At 68.3% G+C, this 18,486-nt stretch carries 11 protein-coding genes; 10 read left to right on the forward strand and 1 reads right to left on the reverse strand.

From position 1 onward, the window contains the following. Positions 1-83: 83 nt before the first annotated feature. From def to HUT06_RS15275, 6 genes are read left to right on the forward strand one after another with little or no spacing between them, the layout of a single operon-like run. Complete coding sequence (gene def, locus HUT06_RS15250; protein WP_176196341.1) at positions 84-629, forward strand: peptide deformylase; 546 nt, start codon at positions 84-86, stop codon at positions 627-629. Then, positions 630-1,556, forward strand: coding sequence for a methionyl-tRNA formyltransferase (gene fmt, locus HUT06_RS15255; RefSeq protein ID WP_176196342.1), 927 nt, complete (start codon positions 630-632; stop codon positions 1,554-1,556). Next, complete coding sequence (locus HUT06_RS15260) at positions 1,556-2,962, forward strand: RsmB/NOP family class I SAM-dependent RNA methyltransferase (RefSeq protein ID WP_176196343.1); 1,407 nt, start codon at positions 1,556-1,558, stop codon at positions 2,960-2,962. The genes fmt and HUT06_RS15260 overlap by 1 nt, the downstream gene beginning before the upstream one ends. A gap of 15 nt (positions 2,963-2,977) precedes the next feature. After that, the gene (locus HUT06_RS15265) at positions 2,978-3,928 is read left to right on the forward strand and encodes a phosphatase PAP2 family protein (protein ID WP_176196344.1); all 951 of its coding nucleotides are present in this window, start codon (positions 2,978-2,980) and stop codon (positions 3,926-3,928) included. Between the two features lie 12 nt (positions 3,929-3,940). Further along, positions 3,941-4,618 (forward strand): ribulose-phosphate 3-epimerase, encoded by a 678-nt coding sequence (gene rpe / locus HUT06_RS15270; RefSeq protein ID WP_176196345.1) that lies wholly within the window; start codon positions 3,941-3,943, stop codon positions 4,616-4,618. After that, entirely contained in the window at positions 4,615-5,250 is a 636-nt protein-coding gene (locus HUT06_RS15275) for an HAD-IA family hydrolase (protein WP_176196346.1), read from the forward strand. The genes rpe and HUT06_RS15275 overlap by 4 nt, the downstream gene beginning before the upstream one ends. Here HUT06_RS15275 and HUT06_RS15280 read toward each other — a convergent pair. Then, the gene (locus tag HUT06_RS15280) at positions 5,243-6,733 is read right to left on the reverse strand and encodes a hypothetical protein (protein ID WP_176196347.1); all 1,491 of its coding nucleotides are present in this window, start codon (positions 6,731-6,733) and stop codon (positions 5,243-5,245) included. The two genes, HUT06_RS15275 and HUT06_RS15280, sit on opposite strands and share 8 nt — an antisense overlap. 212 nt (positions 6,734-6,945) lie before the next feature. Between HUT06_RS15280 and HUT06_RS15285 the strand changes: the two genes are divergently transcribed. From HUT06_RS15285 to HUT06_RS15300, 4 genes are all read left to right on the forward strand, one after another. Then, positions 6,946-7,257, forward strand: coding sequence for a hypothetical protein (locus HUT06_RS15285; RefSeq protein WP_176196348.1), 312 nt, complete (start codon positions 6,946-6,948; stop codon positions 7,255-7,257). A gap of 761 nt (positions 7,258-8,018) precedes the next feature. After that, positions 8,019-11,519 carry a LamG-like jellyroll fold domain-containing protein gene (locus HUT06_RS15290; protein WP_176196349.1) on the forward strand — a complete coding sequence of 1,167 codons (3,501 nt, stop codon included), beginning with the start codon at positions 8,019-8,021 and terminating at the stop codon, positions 11,517-11,519. Between the two features lie 93 nt (positions 11,520-11,612). Beyond that, the gene (locus HUT06_RS45230; RefSeq protein WP_176196350.1) at positions 11,613-18,131 is read left to right on the forward strand and encodes an RHS repeat-associated core domain-containing protein; all 6,519 of its coding nucleotides are present in this window, start codon (positions 11,613-11,615) and stop codon (positions 18,129-18,131) included. Next, complete coding sequence (locus tag HUT06_RS15300; RefSeq protein WP_176196351.1) at positions 18,128-18,475, forward strand: Imm8 family immunity protein; 348 nt, start codon at positions 18,128-18,130, stop codon at positions 18,473-18,475. The genes HUT06_RS45230 and HUT06_RS15300 overlap by 4 nt, the downstream gene beginning before the upstream one ends. Positions 18,476-18,486: the final 11 nt, after the last annotated feature.

Here is an 18,486-nt window from a genome sequence, read left to right on the forward strand (position 1 = left end):
GTGATTCACGGCCGGATGTCTCCGTAGACTGGACGGATACATCGGCAGAACGTCAGAAGACCTTGCAGGGAACGGAGTCCCCGTTGGCCGTCAAGCCCATCCGCCTCTTCGGCGACCCCGTGCTGCGCACGCCCGCGGAGCCGGTGAAGGACTTCGACAAGGAGCTGCGCCAGCTCGTCAAGGACCTCACCGACACGATGATCGACGCTCCCGGCGCGGGCCTGGCCGCGCCGCAGCTCGGCGTGGGCCTGCGCGTGTTCACCTACTACGTCGACGACAGGCTCGGGCACCTGGTCAACCCCACGCTCGACCTGACCGACGAGCTGGAGACCGACGACGAGGGCTGCCTGTCCCTGCCCGGCCTCGCGTTCCCCACGCCGCGCTCCCTCGGGGTGGTGGCCAAGGGCTTCAACATGCACGGCGAGCCCATCACGCTGGAGGGCACGCACCTGCTGGCCCGCTGCGTCCAGCACGAGACCGACCACCTCGACGGGATCATCTTCATCGACCGGATGGACCCCGAGCAGCGCAAGGCGGCGATGAAGGCGATCCGGGAGGCCGAGTGGTTCGGCGACCCGGTCCCCGTCGTCAAGGAGTCGCCGCACCGGACCCTCGGGCAGGCGATCTAGGTGCGGCTGGTCTTCGCGGGCACCCCGGACACCGCGCTCCCGGCGCTCACGGCGCTGCTGGGGTCCTCGCACGAGGTGGTCGGTGTCGTGACCCGCCCCGACCGCCCGGCGGGCCGTGGGCGGCGGCTCAGCGCCTCTCCGGTGGGCGAGCTGGCCGCCGAGGCCGGCGTCGAGGTGCTCAAGCCCGCCAAGGTCCGCGACCCCGAGTTCCTCGACCGGCTGCGCGAGATCGCGCCCGACTGCTGCCCGGTCGTGGCCTACGGGGCGCTGCTGCCCCGCGAGGCCCTGGACATCCCGCGGCACGGCTGGGTGAACCTGCACTTCTCGCTGCTGCCCGCCTGGCGCGGCGCGGCACCGGTCCAGCGTGCGATCCTGCACGGCGACGACATGACCGGCGCGGCCACGTTCCAGATCGAGGAGGGTCTCGACACCGGCCCGGTGTTCGGCGTCCTCACCGAGCCGATCCAGCCGGCCGACACCTCCGGCGAGCTGCTGGGGCGGCTCGCCGTCGCCGGGGCGAGCCTGCTGCTGGACACCATGAACGGCATCGAGGCTGGCGTCCTCGAACCCCGCCCGCAGCCGACCGAGGGCGTGTCCCACGCGGCGAAGCTCACACCCGAGGACGGCCACGTCGACTGGGGGAGCCCGGCCCTGCACATCGACCGCCTCGTGCGCGCCTGTACGCCCGCCCCCGGCGCGTGGACGAGCTTCCGCGACGCGCGCGTCAAGCTGGGGCCGGTCCGCCTCGCACCGGACGCCGACAAGCTCGCGCCGGGCGAGATCCGTCCCGGGAAGAGCGAGGTGCTGGTGGGAACGGCCACGCACCCCGTCGCGCTCGGCGACGTCCAGCCGCAGGGCAAGCGCCTCATGGCCGCCGCCGACTGGGCACGCGGCGTCAACCTCACCGTCAAGGACGCACTGCACTGATGCCACCCGCCCGCAACCGCCGCCACGCTCCGAACCGCAGGCCCGGCGGCCCCCGCCGGACGGGCCGCCCGCAGGACCTGGTCCGCCGCACCGCGTTCGACGTGATCCGCGCGGTCGAGACCCGCGACGCCTACGCGAACCTGCTGCTGCCCAAGCGCCTGCACGACCGCGCCCTGTCCGGACGCGACGCCGCCCTCGCCACCGAGCTGACCTACGGCACCCTGCGCGGCCGCGGCACCTACGACGCGATCCTCGCGCTGTGCAGCGACCGGGAGCTGCGCCGCGTCGACGCCCCGCTGCTGGACGTCCTGCGCCTCGGCGCGCACCAGATCCTCGCCACCCGCATCCCGCCGCACGCGGCCGTGGGGACGGCCGTGGAGCTGGCCCGCTCCGTCGCGGGCCCCGGCCAGGCGAAGTTCGCCAACGCGGTGCTGCGCAAGGTCGCGACCCGCGACATGGACGCCTGGCTGGAGATCGTGGCCCCCGCCGACGCCGATCCGACGACCCGGCTCTCCATCGCGCACAGCCACCCCAAGTGGATCGTGTCCGCGCTGCGCGACGCCGTCGGGCCCGGCGAGATCGACGCACTCCTCGCGGCCGACAACGCCCGCCCCAGGGTGACGCTGGTCGCCCGCCCCGGCCGGGCCACACTCCAGGAGCTCTACGAGGCCGGCGCCGAGCCCGCCCCGTACTCGCCCTACGCCGCCGTCCTGCCCGAAGGCGACCCCGCTGGTATCGCCGCCGTCCGAGAGGGGCGCGCGGCCGTCCAGGACGAGGCGAGCCAGATGGTCGCCTTGGCGCTGGCCGAGGCGCCTCTGGAGGGCCGTGACTCCCGCTGGGCCGACCTGTGCGCCGGCCCCGGAGGCAAGGCGGGGATCCTCTCCGCCCTCGCCACCCAGCGCGACGCCCGCCTCCTAGCGGCCGACGTCCAGCCGCACCGCGCGGCGCTCGTCCAGCGTGCGGTCGACGCGCGCGCGGGCGTGGTCGCGGCCGACGGCACCGCACCCGCCTGGCGTCCCGGGGCCTTCGACCGGGTCATGGTGGACGCGCCCTGCACCGGCCTGGGGGCGCTCCGCCGCCGCCCCGAGTCCCGCTGGCGGCGGGGCCCCGAAGCGGTCGCCGAACTGGGAGCCCTGCAGCGCGGCCTCCTCACCACGGCACTGGAGTCCGTCCGTCCCGGCGGCGTGGTCGCCTACGTCACCTGCTCCCCGCACCTGGCCGAGACCCGCGTCGTGGTCGACGACGTCCTGCGCAAGCGCGACGACGTGGAACGCCTCGACGCGCCCGCGGTCCTGACCTCGATCAGCGCCGACCTCACCGGTCTGGGGGACGGCCCCTACGCGCAGTTCTGGCCGCACCGCCACGGCACCGACGCGATGTTCCTGGCCCTTCTGCGCCGGACCTGAGCCACTGGGGGACCCGTGCTGACCAGCTTCATGCTCTTCATGTCGTACCTGGGCAGCTCGGCCTTCTACGTCCCGCTGCTGCTGGCGCTCTTCTGGTGCGTCGCACCGCGCCTCGCGGCGCGGGCGGCGGTCGTCCTGCTGTCGGGCGCGCTCCTCAACACGGTCCTGAAACTGGTGTTCCACGAGCCGCGCCCCTACTGGACGGACCCCGCCATCAAGGGCAGGCAGTCGCTGTCCTCCTTCGGGATGCCGTCCGGGCACGCCCAGAACGGCATTGTGGCGTGGGGTTTCTTCGCCGCGCAGACCAGGCGCAGGCTCCTGTGGGTGGGCGCCGCCGTCATCATCGCCTTGATCGGGGTGTCCCGCGTCTATCTGGGCGTCCACTCGACCAGTCAGGTCCTCGCCGGATGGGCCATCGGCCTGACCCTCCTGGTGGCCGTCCTCGCCCTGGAACCCATTGTCGTCCCGTGGTGGACCAGCCGCCACCTGGCCGTGCAGTTGGCGCTCTCACTGGCCATCGCCCTGCTGCTGCTGGCAGCGGCCTGGGGCGCGTGGCAGCCGCTGGAGAACTGGCAGTGGCCCCACGCCTGGGGGGACGCCATCAGGGCGGCCGGAGGCCAGACCGAACCCGTCACCCTGACCGACTCGGCGCGGGCGTCCGGCGGGCTCGGCGGCGCGATCGCGGGCCTGTCCATACTCGCGGCGCGCGGCTGGTTCGACCCCGGCGGCAACCCCTGGCAGCGGTTGGCGCGCCTCCCGGTGGGCTTCGCCGGCGCCGTCCTCATCGCCGCGCTGGACGTGCTGCCGGACGGGTCGAACCTCGCCCAGGCGTTCGCCGTCCAGGCACTGCTCGCGCTGTGGGTCACCGCCGGCGCGCCGGAGGCGTTCGTCCGGCTGCGCCTGGCCGCCCGCTCCACCCCCGGCATCACCCGGGCGGGTGAGGGCCGGGCCGAACTGCGCCAATAGACTCGGGGCATCATGGCTCCTCAGATCTCACCCAGCATCCTGTCCGCCGACTTCGCCCGCCTGGCCGAGGAGATCGCGCGCATCTCCGGTTCCGCCGACTGGGTCCACGTCGACGTCATGGACAACCACTTCGTCCCGAACCTCACCCTCGGGCTGCCGGTCGTCCAGGCCCTGCTGGACCACAGCCCGCTGCCGCTCGACTGCCACCTGATGATCGAGGACCCCGACCGCTGGGCGCCGGAGTACGCCGAGGCGGGCGCGAAGAGCGTCACCATCCACGCCGAGGCGGCGAAGGCCCCCATCCGCACCCTGCGCGCCATCCGCGCCGCCGGCGCGCGCGCGGGCCTCGGCGTCAACCCGGCCACCCCGGTGGACGGCTTCGAGGACATCCTCGGCGAGATCGACATGCTCCTGCTGATGACCGTCGAGCCGGGCTTCGGCGGCCAGAAGTTCCTGGACGTCGTCCTGCCCAAGGTCCGTCGCGCGCGCGAGCTGATCAAGGGCCGCGACCTGCCCGTCTGGCTGCAGGTGGACGGCGGCGTCAGCGCCGAGACGATCGAGCGCTGCGCCGAGGCCGGCGCGGACGTCTTCGTGGCGGGCAGCGCCGTCTACGGCGCCGACGACCCGGCCGAGGCGATCCGCAACCTCCGCGCCCAGGCCGAGGAGGCCACGGCCAAGGCGAACTGGTGATCCTGCCCTGCGCGGCCGTGCTGTTCGACGTGGACGGCACCCTGGTCGACTCCACGCCCCTCGTCGAGCGCGCGGCCCGCGCCTGGGCCGCCGAGTACGGCATCGACCCGGACGAGTTCCTGTCCGACGCCCACGGCCGCCGCACGAGCGACCGCGTAGCCGACTTCCTCCCACCCGACCAGGTCGCCGACGCCACCGCCCGCCTAGACGCCCTGGAATCAACCGGCACCGACGGCATCACGGCCCTCCCCGGCGCGGTGGACCTCCTGACCACCATGAACGGCCTGCCCCACGCCTTCGTCACCTCGATGGACAGGGCCCAACTGAAACTCCGCACGACCGTGGCGGGCGTCCCCGTCCCACCCATAATCGTCACCGCCGAAGACGTCCCGTCCGGCAAACCCGACCCGTCCGGCTACCTCCAGGCAGCCGCGCACCTGGGCGTCGCCCCGTCCACCTGCTTGGTCATCGAGGACGCCCCAGCCGGCATAGCCGCCGGCCGCGCCGCCGGCGCCACCGTCCTGGCCGTCCAGACGAGCCACCCGCCGGAAGCCCTCACAGCGGCCCACCACACCGTCCAGACCCTGACCGAAGTGCGGGCGGCCCCGAAGGGCATCGACTTGCTCAGCTGAGCCCGGCCGCGAGCCCGAGGGACGCGCGGAACATGTCGTGGACGCGGAAACGCCGCGCGGCCGCCAGGTTGACGTGCTGCGCCTGGTGGCTGCCGACGAACCGGCCGTCCCGGGCGGCCTGGGCGGTGAGCAGACCGGCGCGCCACAGGACCTCGATCAGGTCGTGCGTATCGCACAGCGGCAGCCACGACTCCGTGCCGTGCGTGGGGACGTCCCCCACGGCCAGCTCCAGGCACAGCAGTTCGAGCTCCTCGCGGTCGAACGTGTGGGGCCGGCCGCGGAACACCTCGAACACGCTCAGCAGGCCCGGGTACTGGGAGCGGTACTCGGCGGCGATGTCCTTGGTCCGCTCGGTGGAGTAGCCGTACTCGGACCGCTCGATCGCAGAGTAGGGCACGGGCAGCCGCGAGACGCGGCCCCGGGCCTGCGCCAGCGCCTCGGAGCAGAACTGGATCAGCTCCCGCGGCCGGTACAGCGTCCGGTCGACCATGTAGCCGAACGAGCCGTCCCGGGCCCGGCCCGGCGGCGCGGCGAAGACCGCCGACCAGCAGGCGCGGTCGCCGGCCTTCTCGAGCGCCTCGACGTCGAAGCCCTTCTCGCGGGCGGAGTACCGTATCCGCTTGGCGATCAGCTCCAGCAGCGACTCCTCCGACCAGTAGATCCGCTCCAGCAGGTCGCGGTGCTTCTGCGCGTCCTCGTACAGGGCGGGGATGTCGTCGTACAGCTCCTGCCGCAGCGACACGTACACCCGCAGGTTCCGGTGCAGGCCGTTGATCGACACGCACGCCTGGAACAGCCCGGACACGAACGCCTTGGCGTCCTCGGAGGAGTCCCAGCCGCGGTCCAGCTCGTCGACGAACACCACCACCCGCTGGCCGTCCAGCACCCGGCGCAGCGCCGGCAGCAGGTTGTGGATCTCCTCCAGCTTGTAGAGGCGGTCCAGCTCCCGCGTCCGGACCCCGGCCTCGATCGGGCCGATCTTGATGGCCTCCAGCCGCTTCAGGTACGACACCAGCAGCGACAGCGTGCCGAGCTGGTGCGCGCCGTGGTTGTGCCTGATGTACCGGTGGATCTCCCGGCCGCCGCCCTTGGTCAGCCGCATCCCCTTCCGGGCGAGGGCCTTCATGACGAGGACGTAGATCAGGTACTTCCAGGCGGCGGCGTACGCGCCCGTCTTCGCCCAGGACCCCGCGTGCTCGGCCTCCATCGTCGAGCTGAGCAGCTCGTAGGAGTAGTCCTCCGGCGACAGCTCGATGACGTGGCTGCCGGCGGCGCGCTCCCGGGCCGCCAGCACCTTGAAGATCGCGCTCTTCCCGGCCCCCCGGTTGCCCATCAGGATCGTCTTCGCCCCGGACCGCACGCGCTGGTACGTCGGCGACTCCACGAAGTAGCTGCCCAGCCCGCGCGCGATGTCGCGCTCCGCCGAGGGGGTGCCGAAGTCGAGGACGTCCAGGATCTTGGGCGACAAGGACAGCTTGGCCATGGGCCTTCCCCCGAGTCCGCGGCGGGCCGTTCGTAAACGAGTTTCACCAGGCCCTCGCTCTCCGGCAAGACCAACCGCGTGCCTGGGATCGCGGGCACACGGTCGGCCCTGGGGGCGTTGCGGACGCCGAGGCCGGACTGGCTCCAGACGCCCGACACCTGGCCGGCCCGGGGCGCCGACGTGGGCGGAGACGGGCGACGCCCTCTCCTCCCTTGCGAGCGGCCCACTGGCCTGGGGCCACGGCCCTCGTCTGGCCGCATCGGTTCTCACCCGCCTACCTGGACGCCGCCCTGCGCGAATGGCCGACCCTCCGCCCCACCCTCGCCGCCGTCCTGACCACCTGCACGATCGGCGCTGTGATCAACGACTACGGCATCCGCCTCATCACCTACGGCCTGATCACCGTCCTGCCCCTCCTGGCCCTAACCTGCGCCCGCACCCCCAACAAACCCAACGAACACAACAACCAGACAAAAGACGACCCGACCAAGGCCGGTCCAGAGCAGAGCCTCAGGCATAACTAGGGCCACTGCGATACGTGTCAGCGCCCGCAGGTGACCAGCTCTGGCACACAGCGGCGCGGACCCTCGATCGAGTACGTGGCGACCGGCATACCCGACCCGTCCGGCTACCTCCAGGCAGCCCCGCACCTTGGCGTTGACCCGTCCACCTGCGCGGTCATCGAGGACGCCCCGTCGGCATCGCCGGGGGCCGCGCCGTCGGCGATGCCGACGTGGCCGTCCTGACCAGCTACCCGGCGGAGTCTCTGGCGGCGGTGCGCCACACCGTCCGGACCCTGACCAATGTGAAGGCAACCCATACCCGCCCTCCACCTGACCGCCTCCGGCTGATAGGCCCGCCAAGGAGCCGCCCTCACCCGGCCGAGCGCTGGCTGGCCAAGACATGCTCACCCGGAGCGCTTGCGGGCGGGAAGACCTTGGGGCCGGAGCACAGGCGCTGGAGGCGGAGCGGTGGCCGGCGTTCATCCAGTCCTCAAAGGGCGGCTCCTGCGCAGATTGCACTTCGTCGCCTTTTGATGACCAAGTGTATCGGTTGGCGATGGAACAAATTAGGACGCCTAGGACGTGACTCAGGTCTACAGAGTTTTCTTGTGATCTAGATCACAAAGCAAGATCGTCTGGGTGTCTTCCACTGGCCTGACTGCGGAGTTAACTTAAAGCGACTTTAACGACCCTTTACGCCTTGGGGTTCACATATGGTTCGCGGTGCGGCATGCCGTTGTGCGTCGGTTCTCCGTTCGTTGTTGTGGCGGAGTCCCGGCCGAATGGCCCACCTGGTGGCGTTGCTCATGGTGGCCGGTTTGCTGCAAGCGCCGATAGCTGTTGTGGCGCTTGAATCTGAGGGTCACGCCGATGAACCGAAGACGACGGCGACTCAAGGAGCCAAGACCGAACGGGAAGCTGTCGCGGCCGCGGCGCGGACAGGTGAACCGGTCGAGGTCGCCTCTCGGCGTGGGGAAAGGCGCACGGTGAGGGCGCTGCCGAACGGCCGGATCGAGGTCGAGCAGCATCTCCAGCCGATTCGCGCACGTCAGGGCAATGAATGGGTCGGTATTGACGCTACCCTGCACCGTTCGGGTGATGTGATCGTTCCGGCCGCGACCACTGTCGGGCTCCGGTTCTCCGCCGGCGGGAACGGTCCGATGGTCGAGATGACGCGGGCTGGCCGCAAGCTCGCCCTGACCTGGCCTCAGCCGCTGCCCGAACCGGCTCTGGAGGGGGACACCGCCGTCTATGCGGGCGTGGCCGGCCCGGATGTCGATCTGCGGCTGCGGGCGATGCCGGACGGGTTCGCCCACATCCTGGTGATCAAGACCGCGGACGCCGCCAAGGATCCGCGGGTGGCCTCGTTGTCGCTGGCGCTGTCGGCCACGCGCCTGACGGTGACCGAGGAGCAGGGCAGCGGAATCCTGAAGGCCACCGATCCCAGCTCGGGCGCCGTGGTGTTCCAGGCGCCGTCGCCGTTGATGTGGGACTCTTCCCAGCCGGCCTCCCCAGCGCCGCAGACCCGCACGCAGACGACTGCGGACGCGGCCGAGGAGCCGGGAGAAGGGGCCAAGACGGCTGTTGTCGACGTTGCTGTCGGGGACGGTGCTCTCACGTTGACGCCGGACCAGGGGCTGCTGACCGCGCCGGACACCACGTTCCCCGTGTACATCGATCCGATGTACCGGACGCTGCTGGCGTCGTCGTGGGGGATGGTGTCGTCGGGCTATCCCGATGAGAACTATCCCCTTTTCGATGGCCGCTCCACCGAGGGTGTGGGGCGGTGTGAGGTCGGCAAGGATTCCCGCTGCGTCAAGGACCAGACCAAGCGCCTGTTCTACCGGATGGAGCTGCCGCCGCTGAAGGGCCGCTATATCCAGAGCGCGGAGTTCATCGCCTATGAGACCAGCGCCTACAACTGCAGCAATCCGACCGTAGTGGAGTTGTGGCGGACCTCGGCGTACACCTCGTCGGCGACGTGGAACAACACCAAGAGGACCTGGCCCAATGGCGGCGCCTGGGGTGAGGTCCTGGCCACCCGGGATGTGGCGTACTGCTCCAAGGCGCCGGTGGAGTTCGGCGGTGCGAAGCTGCGCGAGCATGTGCAGGACGCGATCGGCAAGGGCTACGGCACGATCACTTTCGGGTTGAAGGCCTACAACGAGACGACGATGGACTGGTGGAAGCGGTTCGCCGAGGACGCCTACCTGAAGGTGCAGTACAACAACCCGCCGCTGCAGCCCGATAACGACACCATGTTCGCCGACCCCGGCACCAAGTGCCTGCCCAGCTGGGAGGCGCATACGGTCAACGGCATCCCCACGGTGTACGCCTACCTCAAGGACCCCGACACCGAGGACAGGAACAAGGTGCAAGGCCAGTTCGCCTTGAACTGGGACGCCGGCGACGGCAAAGGCTTCATCGCCCGATGGTTCTCGAATCTGACGGCTCCCAAAGCCTCGAACAGCAAGTTCGAGACGGCGCTGCCCGCCAACATCCCGTCAGGGAAGCTGATCGGGTGGAACGTCCGGGCTTACGACGGTGAGCAATACGGTCCGTGGGCCTCGGATGGGGCGCAGATAGCCTGCTACTTCTACTACGACCCCGCCAAACCCGGTGAGCCGACCATCACCTCGACGGACTATCCACAGGACGGCGCCGAGCACGGCGGAGTCGGCCAGCCCGGCACATTCACCATCGCCGATTCCGCTGGTGTCGCCGACCGGTACCTCATCACGTTGAATGGGGGGCCTCCGCGCACGGTGGCCACTACCGCCGGCGCGGCGCAGCAGGTGCAGATCGCTCCGACCCGGTCCGGTCCCAACGTGCTGACGGTGCAGGCGCTGGCCCTCTCCGACCAGAACGGCCCGGTCGTCTCCTATGAGTTCCGTGCGAACAAGGGGTCGGCTCCGGTGGCCGGTTTCGCTCTGGACGAGCCGGCGGGTGCCACCGCGGTGCAGGCCGTGACCCGTGACGGTGAACCGGCCGTCTCGGCGACCGTGCACGGCGGCGCCACCCTGGGCACGGTCGGCCATATCAAACAGGCCGCCCAGTTGGACGGCTCGACCGGCTATGCCTCGACCAACGCCCCGCTGGTCGACACCAGCCAGAGCTTCGCCGTATCGGTCTGGGCCAAAGTGGACGCATCCGACCCCGACAACGACTTCGCGGCACTGTCAATGGAGGGCGTCCACGAGAGCGCCTTCTATCTGAAGTACGTCAAGGACACCCGCAAATGGGTGTTCGGCCGGACAGCGACCGACACCACTGACGCGCCCGGGTGGTACCAGGCGTCGTCCAAGGCGCCGGCCCGGACCGGAGAATGGACGCACCTGGTGGGTGTCTGGGACGCGCTGGCCAACACGATGCAGATATACGTCAACGGTGACCGCGGCAACGACAGCCCGGTGATACCGGCAATGTGGAAGGCCACAGGCGGCCTGCAGATCGGGCGTTCCAAGTACAAGGACGTCCAACTCGACCACTGGCCCGGCCAACTCGACGACGTGCGGGTCTACGACCGCATCGTCGGGGACGAGGAAATCGAGAAGATGGTCACCGACCATCCCGTACTCAAAGCCCGATGGATGCTGAACAGTAATGGTGAGGCGGCCTCGTTCCCGCCCGGAGCACCCGACCTGGTATTTCACAATGGCGCGGCCATTGATCCACTTGCGGGATTCGGATCGGGGACCTCGCCGGCGGGTCTGATGCTCGGGGCGGGCAAGTTCACCGAGACGCTCACACCACCGGTGTGGACCAACGAGAGCTTCACCATGGCCGGGTGGGTCCGCAATATGGGACGTCCACAGCAGGCGGCCACGGTGTTCTCCCAGCCCGGTACCCAGGCGAACGCGTTCGTGTTGCGGTACGTGCCCGGCGAGGATCCGGTCGAGCAGGGCAGTTGGCAGGTCGCGCTACGCGGATCGGATGATGCGGCCGCAGCACCGATTGTGGTTTCGCATTCCAATTTCAGTCCTGGCGACTGGGTGCACCTGGCGGTGGTGTACGACGCGCTGCGGGACCGGGTCAGCCTTTACGTCAACGGGCAACTCGATGAAACCGCTGGCGGGGTCTCGCAGGAGGACGGCGCGATCCCCTTCGAAGCGAAGAACAACGGCGGCCTGCAAGTGGGCCGCAACAAGTTCGGTGCGGCCGATGGAACCGAGTTCTGGCCGGACGCGATGGACGACCTGTGGGCCTACCAAGGCGCGCTCACACAACCCCAGGTCGCCAGCCTCGCCGTCGACGTGGAACTCCCTCCCGGATCCGGGCCCTGACCACCACACCCGGCCGCCAGCCGGGCGACGGCCGGAAAAGAGCCCCCGTCTTGAACTTGATGCATGCCGAGCGTGCCCGTTGAGGACCGCCCTGTGGAGGATGTCGTGAAGGCAGGCCGAGTGAAGCCCCGTCGCCGGACACTGGTGCTGGAACCGCGCCGGTCGGCGCGGGCCACTGCGATCGTGACCGCGGTGGCGCTGGCCGCGGGCCTGCTGTCGGTCCCTCCGGCATTGGCCGACCCGCCGAACTCCCACCGGCCCAAGGTCGAAGACCACGAACCGGTGGTGGACGGCCGGCCCCTGAAGGCGCGACCCCGCAAGACCGATACGGCCAAGCCAGGCCCGGCGGCCAAGGCGGCGTGGCCCGCGCCCGGCACCGCAGAAGTGAAGGTGCCGTCCGGCTCGGACACGGGCCGCACTGCACGCGCCGCGGGCACCGCCGCCAAGGCGGGCGCACTCCCCGTCGAGATCTTGGCGCCCGCCGGAAGCCCTACCGCACGAACGGCACCGCCCGCAGAACAGGTACGGGTCCAGGTGCTGGACCGGCAGGCGGCCCGCACCGCAGGCGTGGACGGATTGGCGTTCACAGTCGCCCGCACCGATGCCGCCGCACCGGGCCGGGTCAAACTCCGGCTGGACTACTCGGCGTTCTCGCAGGCGTTCGGCGGAGCCTACGGGCCCAGGCTGCGGCTGATGCAGATGCCGGCGTGCGCACTGACGACGCCGGACCAGCCGCAATGCCGCACCTCCAAACCAGTACCAGCCGATAACAACGGTGTGAGAAAGACACTGACCGCCGAGGTCGAGGCGGCCCCCGCCGCCACCTCGGGGTCCCAGGCGGCAACAGAAGCAGGCCAGAACGGAACACTGCTGGTCGTCGCCGCCGCCTCTGACAGCTCGCAAGGCGATTACAAGGCCACTTCGCTAGAGGCATCGGCGACTTGGCAGGGCGGCGGGAGCACCGGTGACTTCACGTGGTCGTACCCGATGCGAGTTCCCCCCGTTCCAGGTGGGCTGACGCCCAACGTCACGATTTCCTACTCATCGGGGAGCGTGGACGGTCGGACGGCCAACTCCAACTCGCAGCCCTCCTGGGTCGGCGAAGGCTTCGAACTGTGGCCGGGATACATCGAACGCCGTTACAAGTCATGTGAGGACGATGGCGCGCCAAAGGATGAATGGGGCAACTCGCCAGGCGATCAGTGCTGGGGCTACGACAACGCGACGGTCACTTGGAACGGCAAGGGCGGGGAGCTAATCAAGACGTCGGACGGGACCTGGCGGGCCAAGTCCGACGACGGCACCAAGTACGAGAAACTGACCAGTTCCTCCGTCGAGAACGGTGACGACAACGGGGAGTACTGGAAGGTCACCACCACCGACGGCACCCAGTACTTCTTTGGCCTTAACCGGGCGCCCGGCTGGGTAAGCGGGAAGCCCGAGACAGGTTCGACATGGACCTCACCGGTGTTCGGTGACGACGCCGGTGAACCGTGCCACGGGTCGTCGTTCGCCACGTCCTGGTGTCAGCAGGCTTACCGCTGGAACCTGGACTACGTCGTCGATCCCAACGGCAACGCGATCCTCTACACCTACGGCCAGGAGACAAACCACTACGGCCGCAACCTCAAGGCCGCCGACGAGACCCCGTACGTACGCGGCGGCTACCTGAAGACGATCTCCTATGGTCTGCGCAAGGACGCGCTTTTCGCCAAGGCACCCGCGCAGGTCACCTTCGCCACCTCTGAGCGCTGCATCCCCACCGCGTCCTTCGACTGCGACCCGTCCAAGATCGCCGACAACCCCGACCAGTGGTGGGACGTCCCCTGGGACCTGCACTGCAACTCCGGTCAGGAGTGCAAGGACACCCACGGCACCTTGTCGCCGACGTTCTGGTCCCGCAAACGACTCACCCAGGTCACCACCCAGATCCTCAAGAGCGACGGATCGGATTACCGGCCAGTCGACTCCTGGTCGATGAACCACGACTGGGGCCTGGCCGATGTTGAACGCGACCTGCTGCTGGAGGAGATCCAGCATTCCGGCTATGCCGCCGATGGCAAGAAGACGACTCTGCCGAAGGTCACCTTCCAATCTGGCCAGGCGGACAACCGGCTCGATGAGGTTGGCGACGACATTCTGGCCTACGTCCGCTACCGGGTCGGCACGATCTGGGACGAGTCCGGTGGACAGATCGACATCACCTACTCCGATCCCGACTGCTCTCTGAGCGACCTGCCGACTCCGGAGACCAACACCACCCGCTGCATGCCGGTCATCTGGACACCGCCAGGACGAGAAGAGCCCATCACCGACTGGTTCCACAAGTACGTGGTGACCTCGGTGATCCAGACCGACCGGACCGGGCTTTCCCCCGACATGGCCACCAAGTACGAGTACCTGGGCGGCGCTGCCTGGCATTTCGACGACGATGACGGGCTGACCAAGGAGAAGAAGAAGACCTGGTCGCAGTGGCGCGGCTACGGCCACGTCCGCACCCTCACCGGCTCCTACAACACCCCGTCCACACAGTCCGACACCTACTATCTGCGCGGCATGGACGGCGACCGCAAGACCCGTGACGGAGGCACCAAATCGGTGACCGTCTCCGATGGAGAAGGCGGCACCTACACCGACCATGACGCCCTGGCCGGATTCACGCTCAAGACCGCCCAGTACACCGGGCCGGGCGGCAGCATCCACTCCAAGACGGTCAACACCCCTTGGCGTGTCCAAACCGCCTCACGCACCCGCTCGTGGGGGACAACCACGGCGAACGTGACCGCGATTGACGGTACGCGGACCTGGACCGTCAAGGACGGCGGCGGCTGGCTTCAGACCAAGACCGACAACTCCTATGCGAGTTCGGGCCCTGGCGTCGGACGTGTCACCTCGGTCAGCGACCTGGGCGACGTCGACTCCAACGATGACGACAGGTGCACCCGCACCGACTACGCCGACAACACAGGCGCCTGGATGGTGGATTCCCCGTCACGGGTCGAGACGGTCTCGGTTGCCTGCAGCGTCACTCCCGACCACTCCACGCAGGTCGTCTCCGACGTCCGCACCTTCTACGACGGGCTCGGTTTCGGTGAAGGCCCGACTGCGGGAAACGTCACCAAGGTCGAGACCATCGCTTCTCATGACGGTAGCTCGCCGACGTATGTGGTGAAAGCTCGATCCGCCTACGACGGCTACGGTCGTCCGACCCAGGTCACCGATGCCGCGAACCAGACCACGACGACGTCCTACACCGACACCCAGGGGCTGAACACCCAGGTCACCACCACGACACCGCCGGCCAAGCCGGATGTCTCCTCGACGGCATTGACCACGGTGAAGTACCTCGACCCGGCATGGGGTGTGCCGGTCACCACCATTGACCAGTCCAACATGGGGCTGCGCACCGACTACGCCTACGATCCGCTCGGCCGGCTGACCAAGGTGTGGCTGCCCAACCAGTCCAAGGCCAACGGCCGCGAACCCAACTACGAATACAGCTACCGCGTCACCGAAGGCCAGATCGTCGCCGTCACCACCCAGACGCTGACCGCCACCGGCGGACAGCGGCTAGCGAGGATAGAACTGCTGGACGGATGGCTGCGGCCCCGCCAAGTCCAAGTACCCGGCCAGACCGGACGGCTGATCAGCGACACCTTCTACGACAACCGCGGACAAGTTGTCAGAACCTATGCCGCCTACGCGGCCGAGGGCGCCCCGACCACCGAGCTGTTCGGTATCGGCACCCCCGGCAACATCGAGACCCAGACCCGCACCGAGTACGACGGCCTGGGCCGCAAGACCGTCGAAAAACTCACTTCCGGCAACGGCTCCCAGCCCGACTCCGAACTGTGGCGTACCACCTACGGCTACGGAGGCGGCAACCGTGTCTCGGTCACCCCGCCGTCCGGCGGCATCGCCAACGCACAGATCACTGACGCCCGCGGGCAGGTGATCGAGCGCCGACAGTACAAAGCCGCGACTCCGACCGGCGAGTACGACGCGACTCGCTACACCTACACCCCTGCCGGGCAGGTCGCCACGGTCACCGACCCGTCGGGGAACACCTTCACCACCAGCTACGATCTGCGCGGTCGCAAGATCCGGACCACCGACCCCGACAAGGGGACCACGACCTTCGCCTACGACGACCTGGATCGGCTGGTCTCCACCACCGACGCCCGTGGCAAGAAGATCTTTGTCGACTATGACGGGCTAAGCCGCAAGACCGCCACCCACGATGGGGCAGCCGACGGACCGCTCCTGGCCTCCTGGACCTACGACACCGCCCCCTTCGGTAAGGGCAAACTCGCCACCGCCACCAGACACACCAGCGACGGCGACTACACCAGCACCGTCCGCCACTACGACCAACTCGGTCGCGCCGATAAGACCGCCCTCACTATCCCCGCTTCACAAGGCGCGCTGGCTGGCCGGTACCAGTTCTCCACTCAGTACGGCCTGGACGAAACCGTTCTGGGGCAGGCACGCCCCGCTGCCGGTGGCCTTCCCGCCGAGAGCGTCACATACCAGTACGACGACATCCTCCGCCCCACGGGCATGACCGGCGGGACAAGCCCCACCGATCAGACGCCCTACGTCAACGACGCCCTTTACACCCCCACCAACAAGCCCAACCTGTTGGAATTCGGGCCCGACGGCAAACACACCTGGCAAACCTTCACCTACCAGTACGGCACCCAGCGCCCGGCCACCGCCCGCACCCTGCACGAAGGCGTCCAAGGCGACGACCGCTACGCCACTTACCACTACACCGACGCCGGCACCATCACCTCGATCACCGACGTCTCCCGCGACGGCGTCGACAACCAGTGCTTCCGCTACGACCACCTGCAACGCCTTACCCAGGCCTGGACGCAGAGCACCACTGACGCCTGCGCCACCGCACCCACCGCTTCGCTGATCGGTGGCCCGGCCCCGTACTGGCAGTCCTTCACCTACGACAAGGCCGGCAACCGCACCGCCGAAACCCGCCATGGCATCGGCGGCACCACCGACACGACTCGCACCTACACCTACGCCCCCGCTGGCCAAGGCAACCGCCTCAACCAGGTCACCCAGACCGGCCCCACCGGCCAACGCAGCGACACCTACACCTACGACGCCGTCGGCAACACCACCAAACGCGCCATCGACACCGGCCCCACCAATACCGGCCAGACCCTGGAATGGAACACCGAAGGCGAACTGACCAAGGTCACCGAAAACGGCAACGACCTCACCTTCGCCTACGACGCCGACGGCAACCGCCTGATCCGCAAGGACGCATCCGGCGCGACGTTGTACCTCCCGGACGGCACCGAACTCCGTGCACTCAACGGCGCCACCACCGCCACCGCAACCCGCTACTACACCTTCGCCGGCCAGACCATCGCAATGCGCACCACCGACGGCACCATCACCTACCTGGCCGCCGACCACCAAGGCACAGCCCAAATTGCCGTCAACAGCGCCACCCAGCAGACCACCGTCCGCCGCTTCACACCCTTCGGCTCCCTCCGCGGCATGGACGACGACGCCACCTGGCCAGGCGACAAGGGGTTCGTCGGCGGAACCCAGGACCCCACCGGTCTCACCCACCTCGGCGCCCGCGAATACGACCCCGATACAGGCCGCTTCATCTCCGTCGACCCCCTCATGGACCAGGCCGACCCCCAGCAGATGAACGGCTACACCTACGCCAACAACAGCCCCGTCACCAACGCCGACCCGGACGGCAAGATGTGCCGCAGAACCCGAGACGGCCTGGAATGCTTCAACGGCGATGGCGTGGACCGCCGCCCCAACAACAAGGGCGGCTACGATGTTTACAACCCCGGCGGCCGCAAAGTTGCTACAAGTGGCAACAGCTACGGTGGGAGGAGTTCGGCTACGCACCAAAGGCCAAAGCTCCCTACCTGTAACGGCTACCTCGCAGCGCAGTCAGGGTGCCACCAAGGCGGCCCGGTGCCCAACGGGCCGTACCGCAAGTTGCCGCCCCTGTCTAAGCCAGAAAAGGTTGCTGCAATTATATCCCTCGCTGTAATTGCAGCTGGAGTATGTGTCTTTGGTGGCTGCGAAGCGGCGGCGGGTGTGGCCACTGAGGTCTGCCTGGCAAGAATCGTGGCATGCCTAAAGCTCGCAGGGATCGGAGCCGCTGGCGCAAACGCAGTTACTGAGGCGAACGGTGGACAATCGGGAGGAACTCTACAGGGCACGGGGGGCCTCCGGAGGCTACTTGGGTTGGAATCTCCGAGACTCGGGGGCGGAGCCTGCAAGGGGTGTGGTATCAGTGTTGAGCGGGAGATGGAGCTAAGCCGGATGTTGAGCAACGCCGGCAAGCAAAAGGGGTTCTCCGGTATCGGTTCTGGTACGGCACACGAGTCGGCGCTGATGGGGGAGGCGTGGGTAGGTCCGGGGTACAGGCTAGCTCGGGATGGGAAAACGATGATAAGTAGTGACGGGTTGCGGCAATATCGGCCACCGTCGTTCAAGCCAAATAGGCCGGCCCGCTTCGGGGGACCCGGGCATCAGGCAAATTTCGAATGGCGAGTCCGGCCTGAAGGCCGTTGGCAGGGTGACGCACACCTCAACATTGTAGACATGCCATGAACGTCAAGGTGAGGGCTCTCATTAGTCCGGATGTAGACCTTGATTCATTCTGGCCTGAGGATGAGACGGATTTCTCCTTCCTTTTGCAGGCTCTTGTAGGCCCTTCGGACGGCATCGGTGAAGAATCTTTGCAGTTCATTGTCTGCACGCCCAAAAATGTCGCTCGCCGACTGGTTCGGGAGCAAGTGGTATTCGGTTATTCGTTGATACTTGTGGATAGTCCAAACATTCCGCCACTCCTGCGAACGGTAACTGCCGCTATCGAGCGAATAGAGGGGGCCACCTGGTCGGATATGGTCAGGAAGTTGGCCCGACTGGGGGTCTATGAATTTGATGACATATGATTGCAATAGGA

It is taken from the genome of Actinomadura sp. NAK00032 (assembly GCF_013364275.1).
In the GTDB taxonomy this organism is placed as follows: domain Bacteria; phylum Actinomycetota; class Actinomycetes; order Streptosporangiales; family Streptosporangiaceae; genus Spirillospora.